The 12329-nt window shown below is 68.5% G+C and carries 11 protein-coding genes; 8 read left to right on the top strand and 3 right to left on the bottom strand.

The window, feature by feature from the left end:
* Positions 1-1342 (top strand): DASS family sodium-coupled anion symporter (locus Q0A33_RS01565; protein WP_291792108.1); only part of this gene is annotated, 1342 nt, incomplete at its 5' end.
* Between the two features lie 140 nt (positions 1343-1482).
* Complete coding sequence (locus Q0A33_RS01570) at positions 1483-2571, top strand: NADH:flavin oxidoreductase/NADH oxidase (RefSeq protein WP_291792111.1); 1089 nt, start codon at positions 1483-1485, stop codon at positions 2569-2571.
* A gap of 72 nt (positions 2572-2643) precedes the next feature.
* On the opposite strand, the gene Q0A33_RS01575 is transcribed toward Q0A33_RS01570, so the two are convergent.
* Both Q0A33_RS01575 and Q0A33_RS01580 read right to left on the bottom strand, forming a co-directional pair.
* Entirely contained in the window at positions 2644-2979 is a 336-nt protein-coding gene (locus Q0A33_RS01575; RefSeq protein WP_291792114.1) for an SMR family transporter, read from the bottom strand.
* Positions 2979-3374: an SMR family transporter gene (locus Q0A33_RS01580; protein WP_363316517.1), complete on the bottom strand. Its 396-nt coding sequence runs from the start codon at positions 3372-3374 to the stop codon at positions 2979-2981. The genes Q0A33_RS01575 and Q0A33_RS01580 overlap by 1 nt, the downstream gene beginning before the upstream one ends.
* A gap of 261 nt (positions 3375-3635) precedes the next feature.
* Here Q0A33_RS01580 and Q0A33_RS01585 point away from each other — a divergent pair, with 261 nt between their 5' ends.
* Positions 3636-4283, top strand: a complete 648-nt coding sequence (locus tag Q0A33_RS01585; RefSeq protein ID WP_291792117.1) for an MBL fold metallo-hydrolase — start codon at positions 3636-3638, stop codon at positions 4281-4283.
* Between the two features lie 66 nt (positions 4284-4349).
* Here Q0A33_RS01585 and Q0A33_RS01590 read toward each other — a convergent pair whose 3' ends face one another.
* Complete coding sequence (locus Q0A33_RS01590; RefSeq protein WP_291792120.1) at positions 4350-4952, bottom strand: PH domain-containing protein; 603 nt, start codon at positions 4950-4952, stop codon at positions 4350-4352.
* 305 nt (positions 4953-5257) lie between these two features.
* On the opposite strand from Q0A33_RS01590, the gene Q0A33_RS01595 reads away from it, so the two are divergent.
* The 5 genes from Q0A33_RS01595 to Q0A33_RS01615 form a co-directional block, all read left to right on the top strand.
* Positions 5258-7096: an ABC transporter family substrate-binding protein gene (locus Q0A33_RS01595; protein WP_291792123.1), complete on the top strand. Its 1839-nt coding sequence runs from the start codon at positions 5258-5260 to the stop codon at positions 7094-7096.
* A gap of 114 nt (positions 7097-7210) precedes the next feature.
* Positions 7211-8752: an ABC transporter permease subunit gene (locus Q0A33_RS01600; protein WP_291792126.1), complete on the top strand. Its 1542-nt coding sequence runs from the start codon at positions 7211-7213 to the stop codon at positions 8750-8752.
* Positions 8752-9945: an ABC transporter permease gene (locus Q0A33_RS01605; RefSeq protein WP_291792128.1), complete on the top strand. Its 1194-nt coding sequence runs from the start codon at positions 8752-8754 to the stop codon at positions 9943-9945. The genes Q0A33_RS01600 and Q0A33_RS01605 overlap by 1 nt, the downstream gene beginning before the upstream one ends.
* Positions 9945-11741 carry an ABC transporter ATP-binding protein gene (locus Q0A33_RS01610; protein WP_291792131.1) on the top strand — a complete coding sequence of 599 codons (1797 nt, stop codon included), beginning with the start codon at positions 9945-9947 and terminating at the stop codon, positions 11739-11741. The genes Q0A33_RS01605 and Q0A33_RS01610 overlap by 1 nt, the downstream gene beginning before the upstream one ends.
* A 225-nt stretch (positions 11742-11966) precedes the next feature.
* Positions 11967-12329, top strand: a 363-nt coding sequence (locus tag Q0A33_RS01615) for a GTP-binding protein (RefSeq protein ID WP_291792134.1), incomplete at its 3' end; no start/stop codon positions are given.

Consider the following 12329-nt stretch of genomic DNA (forward strand, 5'->3'; position numbering starts at 1 on the left):
CCCCGCCACCGCCCTCGTGCCGCTCGTGGTCTTCCCGGTCTTCAACGGCGTGGACCTCTCCGAGGTGGGCGGCAGCTACGGCTCGGACACCATCTTCCTCTTCATGGGCGGCTTCCTCATCGCGCTGGCGATGCAGAAGTGGAACCTGCACCGGCGGATCGCGCTCGCCACCCTCCGCGTGATGGGCGACCGGACGAGCTTCATGATCGCCGGCTTCATGATCGCCACGGGCTTCCTCTCCATGTGGGTCTCGAACACCGCCACGGCGGTGCTCATGCTGCCCATCGGGCTCTCCGTGCTCCTGCTGGTCAACGAGACCCTGGCGGAGAGCGGTGCGGTCACGGAGCCGCGGTCCTGCGACCCGGAGGCTCCCGAGGGAGAGGCGAAGCCCGCCGTCATGCAGACGCGCTTCGCCACGGCCCTCATGCTGGCGATCGCCTACTCGGCCTCCATCGGCTCGCTCGGCACCATCATCGGCACCCCGCCCAACACCTTCCTGGTGGGCTATCTGCGCGACAACCACGACATCAGCATCGGGTTCGGCGAGTGGATGCTCGTGGGCGTGCCTGTGGCCGTGGTGATGATGGCCGTCGCCTGGTTCCTGCTCGTCAAGGTCCTGTTCCCGCCGGAGGTCAAGCGGATTCCCGGCGGGCGGGAGCTGATCTCGAAGGAGATGGCGAAGCTGGGCCCCATGTCCACCGGCGAATGGATGGTGCTGGGCGTCTTTGTCCTCGCGGCCCTGTCGTGGATCGTCATCCCCACGGTCTTCGAGGAGCCGCCCATTTCCGACGCCGGCATCGCGATGGCGGTGGGCCTCGTCCTCTTCGTGCTGCCCGGCGGCGCGAAGCGCGGCGTCCGGCTCCTCGACTGGGACACCGCCGTCCAGATGCCGTGGGGCGTGCTGCTGCTCTTCGGCGGTGGTCTGGCGCTGTCGGCCCAGTTCACCGCCTCGGGCCTCTCGGAGTGGATCGGCACCGTGGCCGAGGGGCTGGCGGCCGTGCCGGTCGTCGTCCTCGTGGCGGTGCTGGCGGCGGGCATTCTGTTCCTCACGGAGATCACGTCCAACACCGCCACGGCGGCGACCTTCATCCCGGTGGTCGGCGGGGTCGCGATGGGGATCGGCGCGGACGTCATGCTGCTGACGGTCCCCGTGGCGCTCGCCGCCACGTGCGCGTTCATGCTCCCCGTCGCCACGCCGCCCAATGCAGTGGCATTCGGCACCGGGTACGTGACGATCGCGCAGATGGTGAAGGGCGGACTGTGGCTCAACCTCATCGGCATCGTCGTCATCACCCTCGCGACGATGACCCTGGCCGTCTCCGTGTTCGGGATCGTGTTCTGACCGTCTCCGGCTGAGGCGGAGGGCGGAGTCGCTCCCGCACCGGGTCCATGTGCGAAGGCACATGGACCCGGTGCGGGGAATACGGCGCCGGGGCGCGAGGTTGCCCGGACGGTCCCTCAGTCTCTGCGAAAGGCTCCACCATGCCCCGTCTGTTCGAACCTCTCACCCTGCGCGGCCTCACCGTGAAGAACCGCATCTGGCTGCCGCCCATGTGCCAGTACTCGTGCGAGGGCAGGGACGGCGTGCCCACCGACTGGCACCTCGCGCATCTGGGCGCACGGGCGCAGGGCGGGTTCGGCCTGCTCATCGCAGAGGCCTCCGCCGTCGTCCCGGAGGGGCGGATCTCCCCGTTGGACGCCGGCATCTGGAACGACGCGCAGGCTGCCGCCTGGTCGCGGATCGTCGACTTCGTCCACACGCAGGACGCCGCCATCGCGATCCAGCTGGCCCACGCGGGCCGCAAGGGCAGCACCCACCCGGCGTTCCACGGCGGTCCCAAGGGCTCCCTCGGCGCGGAGGACGGCGCCTGGGAGACCGTCGCCCCCAGCGCCGTCCCGTTCCCGGATCTGGCCGTGCCGCGGGAGATGAGCCGGGAGGACATCGCCGAGGCCGTGGCCGCCTTCGCGGCAGGAGCGCGCCGAGCGCAGGGGGCGGGCTTCGACGCGGTCGAGATCCACGCCGCACACGGCTATCTGCTCCACGAGTTCCTCTCCCCGTTCTCGAACGAGCGCACGGACGAGTACGGCGGCGACTTCGCCGGGCGCACGCGCATGCTCATGGAGACCTACCGCGCGGTCCGGGCGGAGGTGGGGGAGGAGTACCCGGTCATGGTCCGGATCTCCGCCACGGAGTGGACGGACGGCGGATTCGACCTCGACGAGGCCGCGGAGCTCGCTGCGCTGCTGGACGCGGAGGGCTGCGACCTCATCGACGTCTCCAGTGCGGCGAACGTGCCCGCGGAGATCCCCGTGGGACCGGGGTATCAGGTGCCGCTGGCGGCCGAGGTCGCCGGCACCGGTGCGACGACCGCCGCGGTCGGTCTGCTGACGGAGCCCGTGCAGGCCGAACAGGTGCTGGTGAACGGCGATGCGGACGTGGTGCTGATCGGCCGTGCTGCACTGCGCGAGCCCGCGTGGCCGCAGCGGGCCGCGCATGAGCTCGGGCTGGACTGGCGGGAGGCGCCGTACCCCAAGCAGTACACGCGCGGCCGCTGGGGCGCGGGCCTCTGACACCTCTCGCCGATGTCTCATTCCACGTCGTCATTCAGCCGAAAGGTCGACGTGGAATGAGACATCCGCGGGCTACGGGGCGGCTTCGGCGTCCTTCCCGCCCTTCCCGCTGGTGAGCTCGAGGCCCACCACCCCGACCACGATGAGTGCGAGCGAGACGATCTTGCCGGGGCCGAAGGGCTCTCCGTCGATCGCGGACCAGAGCGCGGTGACGGAGGCTCCCACGCCCACCCAGATCGCGTAGGCGGTTCCCATTGGCACGGTGCGCATGGCGCGCTGCAGACCCCAGACGGAGCCGGTGAGGGCGAGGAGGAAGACCCCGGCGTTCACCGGGTCGAGGATGTCCGCGAGCGCGTGCGCCCAGACGGCTTCGAGGCTGCCGGAGACGAGGAGCAGGATCCAGTGCATCAGCTCGCCACCTTCATCCCGATCACGCCGCAGATGAGCAGCGCGGCGAACCCGGCGCGGAGCCAGTTGAGCGACTCCTCCCTGCGAAGGACGGAGAAGGCCAGCGTGGTGACTGCGCCGATCCCCACCCAGACGGCGTACCCGGTCCCCACGGGGATGGAGTCGAGCGCGAGTGCGAGGCCGCCCATGGACAGGACGGTGCCCACCAGGAAGAGGGCGATGCGGCGGGGCATGCGCATGCCGTCGGCGGCGAGTGCATAGGCCCACATGGTCTCGAATGCGCCGGAGACGATCAGCACGGTCCAGGCGATGCCGGTGGGCAGATGCGGTGGGCCGAGCGCGAGCGCGGACGTCGCCGCAGCTGCCGCCGGAACGGAGAAGGGGACGGTGAACATGAGGGTTCCTCTTCTGGCCGTCGGCATCTGTGCGGGTACGGCTCCCTCGTCCGCGGGCGCTGTCGGCGCCCGCGGACCAGTGTAGCGAGGCCGGGGGAGGACCCTGCTCAGCCGGTGCACAGCGGTCGGGGGCACGGCCGGCGAGGGATGCTCCGCGGGCGGGTCCCGGCCGCGCGCAGTGCAGCGCGCAGTGCAGCGCGCATGCAGGAGGCAGTGCAGGAGGCCCTGCCGAACCGGTGCGGACTGGCCTAGGGTGGAAGCATGGAGAACATTCTCACCCGCGAGTTCGCGGGCTTCACGATCCGCTCCGTGCCCGTCTCAGAGATGGCCAATAACGTCTATCTGCTCACGGCCTCCGGCCGGAGCGAGCACATCCTCGTGGACGCCGCGGACGATCTTCCCGCGATCCGCGCGCTTCTCGAGTCCGCGGGCGGAGGAGAGGTCGCGGCGATCCTCACGACGCATCGTCACTGGGACCACGTCCGCGCCCTGCGCGACGCACAGGAGGAGCTGTGCCGCCGCACCGTCGCGGGGGTGGACGACGCGGAGGCGATCGAGGAGGAGTCCGGAGCGAGCGTCGAGCAGACCGTCTCCCACGGCGAGGTCCTGGAGATCGCCGGGCTCACACTCGAGTGCATCGCCCTGCGCGGCCACACCCCCGGTTCGATCGCCTACGTGCTGCGCGACGGGGACGGCGGCACCGTGATCCTCTCCGGCGACTCGCTGTTCCCCGGCGGCCCGGGGAAGACCTGGTCGCCCGAGGACTTCACGCAGCTCATGGACGACCTCGAAGAGCGCGTCTTCGCGAGGTTCCCGGACGACACGCTCGTGCTGCCGGGGCACGGGGCGGCGACGGCGCTGGGTGTGGAGCGCCCGGCGCTGGCCGAATGGCGGGAGCGCGGCTGGTGAGGGCGGGCAGGGTCCTGCCGGTTCCGAGGGAGTGACGGGGAGCGGGAGCGCGGCTGGTGAGGCCGCTCAGAGAGTCGCGACGACTCTGAGGCCCCAGACCGCCCACGCGAGGCAGAGCACAAGGAGCACAGGCGGGAGCGGGGTCAGGGTGCTGGTCACCGCGGCTGGCCCGGAGACGGGTGTGTCCTGCTGCCGCCAGCGGGCGTGCGCGTCCAGAATCTGCTGGATCTCTGCGGGGACGTGTGCCTCAACGCTCACCTTCCCCAGCCGCTCGCGCTGTGTCCGGCGGCCGGAGCTGGGCAGCGCCCAGGCGCCGTAGGTCTTCCCGTCCGTGGAGCGGACGGTGAGGCCCAGCCGCAGATCGAACTCGTCGATCCGTGAGAAGGGGATGACGACCGTGCGCGCGATGTTCACGAGCGTGAGTCCGTCCGCCCTCAGCTCCACGTGCGGACGGAGATAGCAGGCCCAGCTGAGCACGCCCAGCAGCGCGGGGAGCCCGAGGACGGCCACCGCTGCGGGCTGCGGAACCTGGAGGAGGGTGAGGGCCGCGGCGAGGACGGCCACCGCCAGGGTGAACCATGCGAGGGCGCGTGATCTCCCGTTGCGCAGCAGCACGGCGGAGGACTGCTCGTCGTCAGGGTGGCGGGGATCGAACGGTGAGGAGGTCACCCCGCCGATTCTAGGGGGAGAGAGCCACGCAGGTCCTCTGCGCGTGGACCCGACGCTCAGGGTGTCCTGAGCCTTAAACATACGAAGCCGGGAAGTCCCCAAGTTCTCGGTTACAACTGGGTAACAATGCGTGAGGGAATCTCATTATGTGCAATGGCACACATCCGGGTTCCCTAGAGTTTCCTCAATGTCGTCCGCGTCACAGCCAGTGGCTCGGGCGACCGGCCCGTCCTCCTGCGGCCGCTCTGCGGCGGCGGTGAGGCACGGGCCATACATCAGCATTCCCTGAGCACAGGAGTTCCACCGTGAACAAGCGCTACCTCGGAGTGGGTGCGGGCGTTGCAGCCGCCGCTCTCGTCCTCTCCGCATGCACTCCTCCCGGCAGCGACGGCGGCGAGGCCGCCGGCGGCTCTGACGGTCCCAGTGTCCTCAACGTGGGGTGGAACGAGCCGTTCCGCAGCATGAATACGGAGACCGTGAACGGCAATGCCGTCGCGAACTCCAATCTCACGTACATGATGAACGACAACTTCAAGCACTATGACGGGAACCTGGAGCTGGTCGACGGCACGCTCGGCACCGTCGAGCAGGTCTCCGAGGACCCGCTTCAGGTGAAGTACACGTTCGCGGACACGGCCACGTGGTCCGACGGCACGCCGGTCGACGCCGCGGACATCGTGCTGCACTGGGCGGCGAAGTCCACGAACTTCAACACCGAGTCCGACGAGGACGTGGCGGAGGACCGCGACGAGGAGTCCGGTGATCTCGCCGAGCAGAGTGAGGGCGATGTCTACTTCGACTCCGCGAGCCCCGGCGCCGGACTCATCAAGGACTTCCCGGAGATCTCCGAGGACGGCAAGTCCGTGACCTTCGAATACTCGAAGCCCTTCGCGGACTGGGAGCTGGAGCTGGGCTTCGGTGCCGACGGCGTGGGACTGCCCTCGCACATCGTCGCGAAGAAGGCCCTGGGCATCGACGATCCCCAGGAGGCCAAGCAGGCGATCCTCGACGCCTTCGAGAACAAGGACAACGAGGCGCTGTCCAAGATCGCGAACACGTGGAACACCGGCTTCAACTTCACCTCGCTGCCGGATGACGAGGACCTCCTCATCCACAACGGGCCGTACAAGATGACGGGCTTCGCCGAGGGCCAGAACCTCACCCTGGAGAAGGACGAGGCGTACACCGGTCCCACGGATCCCAAGATCGACCAGGTCGTCGTCCGCTACAACGAGGACCCGATGGCCGGCGTCCAGGGCATCGAGAACGGCGAGCTGGACATCATCCAGCCGCAGGCCACCGCTGATGTGCTCTCCGCGTCAGAGGCGATCGACGGCGTCGAGGTCATCTCCGAGGACGGCGGCACCTATGAGCACGTCGATCTCACCTTCGACAACGGCGGCCCGTTCGATCCGGAGACCTACGGCGGCGACGAGGAGAAGGCCAAGCTTGTCCGGCAGGCCTTCCTCAAGACCCTGCCCCGTCAGCAGATCCTCGACACCATCATCAAGCCGCTCAACGACGAGGCTGTGCTCAGGGACTCCTACACCATGTTCCCGGGTTCGCCGATGTACGACGGGATCACCGGCGGGAACGGTCTGGCCGAGGAGTACCCCGGCAGCGACGCCGAGGGAGCCAAGGCCCTCCTCGAGGAGGCCGGCGTCGAATCGCCCAAGGTCCGTGTCCTCTACGGTGCCTCGAACGAGCGCCGCGCGCAGCAGTTCACGCTCATCAAGGAGCAGGCCGAGGCCGCCGGCTTCGAGATCATCGAGGACGGCGACGACAACTGGGGTACGCGGCTGGGTGACGGCACCTACGACGCCTCGCTCTTCGGCTGGCAGTCCACCAACACTGGTGTGACCGAGTCCGATGCGAACTTCCGCACCGGCCAGCAGAACAACTACGGCGGCTACTCCAACGAGAAGGTCGACGGGCTCTACGACGAGCTCCAGGTCGAGACCGACGAAGGACGACAGGAGGAGATCCTCACCGAGATCGAATCCACTCTCGTGGACGACGCGTTCGGCGTCACGCTGTTCCAGCACCCGGGGCTCACGATCTACCGTGACCGGCTGCAGAACGTCTCCTCGATCACGGTTACGCCCACCATGTTCTGGAACTACTGGGAGTGGGAGGTCAGCTGAGGCCCGCCGGCCTCACAGCTGATTGATTCCGTACGGAATGTGCGCAGCGGCGGGGACACCGCAATCCGGTGTCCCCGCCGTCCGCACGCTCCCTGACATGGATCGTGGACTGCAATGATCAGATTCCTCCTCAGGCGGACGCTGTCGACGCTGCTCGTGCTGCTCGTCGTCCCCTTCGTCCTCTACCTGCTGCTCAACCGTGCGCTCGACTTCTTCTGGGACCTGCGCGCCAGCACCGCCCCCAACGTCGATGAGCTCTTCGCCTCCCGTGAGAGGCTGCTGAATCTCGACACCCCCGTCATCCTCCGCTACTTCCAGTGGCTCGCGGGAGCCTCCGGCTGTCTCGTGGGCGCCTGCGATCTGGGCACCGCCTGGTATCAGGGCCAGGAGGTCGTCGACCAGCTGCCCGGCGCCATCATGAACACCGTCAAGCTCGTCACCGCCGCCACGATCATCTCGATCGTCGTCGGCGTCTTCGTGGGCCTGGTCTCCGCCATCCGGCAGTACTCCGGCTTCGACTACTTCATCACCTTCCTCAGCTTCCTCATGTACTCGCTGCCCGTCTTCTGGGTGGCGGTGCTCCTCAAGCAGTACGGCGCCATCGAGTTCAACAACTTCCTGGGCCAGCCCACGCTGGGATGGGGCGCCATCTTCACCGTCTCGCTCCTCGCCGGCCTCATCTGGATGGGAGCGCTGGGCGGCAGCCGCAGACGGCGCCTCTGGTCCTTCGCCGGCGGCACGGTCGTGACCTTCGTCGTGATCTGGGCCATCCTCCAGTTCGGCTGGCTCCGCCACCCCAGCCTCGGCATCGTGGGGGTGGGGCTCATGGGACTGGCGGCAGCCGTCGTCATCACCTACCTCTCCACGGGATTCGGCAACCGCAAGGCGCTTATGACCTCGCTCACCGTCGCCGTGATCGGCATCGCCCTCTACATGCCGCTGCAGAACCTCTTCTGGTACGTGCCGATGTCCTGGCTCTGGATGCTCCTGCTGCTCGCCGTCGCCATTGCCGTGGGGCTGGGCGTGGGGCTGGCGTTCCGCGGCCGTGATCCCTGGGTCTCCGCCCGCACCGGTGCGCTCGTCGCCGTCGTCATGGCGTTCTTCGTCTTCGTGGACCGCGTGTTCCAGGAGTGGGGTCCCTACAACAGCCATCCGGCGATCAACAACCGTCCCATTGCGACGATCGGTGCGCAGACACCCAATCTCGAGGGGAACTTCTGGTTGACGAACCTCGACAGCTTCACGCACCTGCTGCTGCCCTCGATCGCGCTGATCCTCATCTCCATCGCCTCCTACACCCGCTACACGCGCGGTTCGATGCTCGAGGTGATGAACCAGGACTACATCCGCACCGCCCGGTCCAAGGGGCTGCCGGAGCGCACGGTGATCATGCGCCACGCTCTGCGCAACGCCCTGCTGCCGCTGGCCTCCGTGGTCCCCGTCGACATCATCACGATGATCGGCGGAGCCGTCATCACGGAGACCATCTTCGGCTGGTCCGGCATGGGCAAGCTGTTCATCGACTCCATGAACCGCAGCGAGATCGATCCGATCATGGCCTACATCGTCATCACCGGACTGCTGGCAGTCGTCGCCAACCTCGTGGCCGACTTCCTCTACGCGGTCCTCGACCCACGGATTCGGGTGAACGCCTGATGAGCACAGCACACGACGCACAGCCCGGCGCGGCACTCTCGCCCGCGGCCGGCACCGCACAGGACGGCAAGGCAACCGAGGGCCTGAGCCAGGGCGCCATCGTCCGGGCCAAGTTCTTCCGGCACAAGGGCGCGATGGCGGGGCTCATCGTCCTCGCGGCCATCGCCGCCTTCGCCTTCAGCGCACAGGGGGTGGGCCCCATCCCCGGATGGTGGATCCACAACCACGTGAGCTCCGGCCCCGTCCTCAATCCCGGCGGCGCGCCCACCTGGTCGCTGTCCGACCCGTTCAGCTTCGGAGCTCACCCGTTCGGTCAGGACGAGATCGGCCGGGACAACTTCGCCCGTGTGATGAAGGGCATCCAGATCTCCCTCATGGTGATGGTGATCATCGGCGCCGTCTCCCTCGTGGTCGGCACCACGATCGGTGCGCTGGCCGGCTACTACCGCGGCTGGCTCGACTCCTTCCTCATGCGCGTGACGGACGGCTTCATCATCGTCCCCACCATCGTGGTGGGCGCGATCCTCGGCAAGCTGATCGGCGGCCCGGGGTTCTCCTTCTTCGGCCTGCCGCTCGGCGCCTACCTGGCGCCGCTCCTCGGCGTGGCCCTGGGCGGTGTCCTGTGGACCAGCCTCGCCCGCCTGGTGCGCGGCGAGTTCCTGGCGCTGCGGGAACGGGAGTTCGTCGACTCCGCCCGGGTGGCGGGAGCGAGCGACGTCCGCATCATCGTCAAGCACATGCTGCCCAACACCATGGGCGTGATCATCGTCAACACCACCCTGCTCATGAGCCAGGCGATCGTGCTGGAGACGGCGCTGAGCTTCCTGGGATTCGGCATCCGCTCACCGCAGATCTCCCTGGGGCAGCTCATCAACGAGTACCAGACGGCGTTCTCCACCCGGCCCTGGCTGTTCTGGTGGGCGGGCCTCTTCATCATCGCCATCGCCCTGTGCGTGAACTTCATCGGCGACGGGCTGCGCGACGCCTTCGACCCGCGGATGAAGACGATCCCCTCGGTGCGGAAGATGAACCGCGCAGATGCGCGCGCCGCCGGTGCGGCGACCGCGGCAGCCGGAACGGCCTCGGCGGCGGGTGCTGCAGCCGCCCTGGGCGGGACGGTGCCGGAGGGCCGAGGCAGTGACGACGACAGAGGCGAAGGCACTGACGGCGACGGAAAGGAGGCGAAGCACTGATGAACGAGACCCAGGCTGCCGAGGCAGCGAAGACCAAGGATCCGATCCTCTCCGTCCGCGATCTGGGGGTGCGCTTCTGGGTGAACGACGAGTGGTTCACCGCCTCCCGTCACCTCAGCTACGACCTGCGCCCCGGTGAGGTGCTCGCGATCGTGGGCGAGTCCGGTTCCGGCAAGTCGCAGTCCGCGATGTCGCTCATGGGCCTCGTGCCCAAGAACGGCCGCGCCTCCGGCTCCGCGAAGCTGAATGGGCGCGAGCTCATCGGCATGGACGAGGAGGCGATGCAGCGGATCCGCGGCAACGACATCTCGGTGATCTTCCAGGAGCCCATGACCGCGCTCAACCCGGTCTACACCGCGGGCTTCCAGATCTCCGAGACCCTGCGCGTGCACAACGTGATGGGTCCGCGCGAGGCCAAGCAGGAGGCCCTGCGCCTCATGCGGATGGTGGAGATCCCGGACCCGGAGGAGCGGTACGACTCCTTCCCGCACCAGCTCTCCGGCGGTCAGCGGCAGCGCATCATGATCGCGCAGGCACTGGCCTGCCGGCCCAAGCTGCTCATCGCGGACGAACCCACGACGGCACTCGACGTGACGGTGCAGGCGGAGATCCTCAAGCTCATGCGCGATCTGCGCGAGAAGGTGGACGCCGGCATCATCCTCATCACCCACGACATGGGCGTGGTCGCGGACATGGCCGACCGCATCCTCGTGATGAAGGAGGGGCAGGTGGTGGAGGAGGGCGCGAGTCAGGAGATCTTCTCCGATCCGCAGCACCCCTACACCCGGCAGCTGCTGGCCGCCGTGCCCCACCTGGGCGCGGGTTCCGGCACCGCGGCCTTCGGCTCCGAGACCGGAGCGGTCGAGGTCGTCGAATCCGGTCCGGAGATCCCGCTCGAGTCCAACGAGACGTACGTGCATCCGGGAGGCGAGGGAACGGCGAAGGCGGGGGAGACCGCCGCGCTCAGGCTCGCCGGGGCCGCCATCGAATACCCCGCGGTGGGGCGGAAGAAGGCCTTCCGCGCCGCGCACTCCGTCGACCTCAGCATCGGTGCGGGCGAGGTCGTGGGGCTCGTGGGGGAATCCGGCTCCGGCAAGACGACCATCGGCCGGGCGGCAGTGGGCCTCATCCCCGTCGTCGAGGGCTCGCTCACCGTGGACGGCTTCGAGATCGCGGGGAAGAGGAACAAGGACCTGCGCGAGGTCCGCAAGACCGTGGGCTTCGTGTTCCAGGACCCCGGCTCCTCCCTGAATCCGCGCCTGCCGGTGGGGGAGTCGATCGGCGAGCCGATGTTCCTCCACCAGGGGCTCAAGGGCGCGGACCTGAGCCGGCGGGTGGAGGAGCTCCTCGACGCCGTCGAACTGCCGCGGTCCATGCGCAACAGGTACCCGCACGAGTTCTCCGGCGGGCAGCGCCAGCGCATCGGCATCGCCCGAGCGCTCGCGCTCAAGCCCAAGCTGCTCATCGCGGACGAGCCCACCTCCGCCCTGGACGTCTCCGTCCAGGCCAAGGTGCTCGAGCTCTTCCGCGGGCTGCAGGAGGAGTACGGCTTCGCCTGCCTGTTCATCAGCCACGACCTCGCCGTCGTGGAGATGGTCGCGAGCCGGATCGCCGTCATGCGGCACGGCCACCTCCTGGAGGTGGGTCCGTCCTCGGACCTGGTGGCGAATCCCCGGCATCCCTACACCCAGCGGCTGCTGGCAGCGGTGCCGGTGCCGGATCCGGTGGAGCAGCGCCGGCGGCGGGAGGCCCGCGACACGATGATCGCGGCGACCTCGGAGGACCTCGCGGGCTGAGGCGACGCCCGCTGTGCCGGGCCGGAATGTGCTCCTTCCGGCCGGGCGCTGACGAAACCGGCAGAAGCTCGCTGTACCAGGCGCGCACGGTGGACGCGTACAATCGTCTACCGTGCGCGCCTGTGTGCGCTCCGGTCCGCCGCGGACCGGGCCGTGAGCATGCGCCGCCCGCACCCCGCCTGATCCGAATCCGGCTCACGCACACGCTCTCGCGAAAGTGAACATATGACTGAACACACCTCCCGCCGCCTCGATCGACGCAATGTAGCCATCGTCGCTCACGTTGACCACGGGAAGACGACCCTGGTCAATGCGATGCTCACCCAGGCGGGAGCGTTCGGAGATCACGGTGAGATCCAGGACCGCGTGATGGACTCCGGTGACCTGGAGCGCGAGAAGGGCATCACGATCCTCGCGAAGAACACCGCCATCACCTACAACGGCGAGCACACGGACGAGCCCATCATCATCAACGTGATCGACACGCCGGGCCACGCGGACTTCGGCGGCGAGGTGGAGCGCGGCCTCTCGATGGTCGACGGCGTCGTGCTGCTCGTGGACTCCTCCGAGGGCCCCCTGCCCCAGACC

The sequence above is a fragment of the Brevibacterium sp. genome (genome assembly GCF_022712115.1).
Lineage (GTDB): Bacteria > Actinomycetota > Actinomycetes > Actinomycetales > Brevibacteriaceae > Brevibacterium > Brevibacterium salitolerans.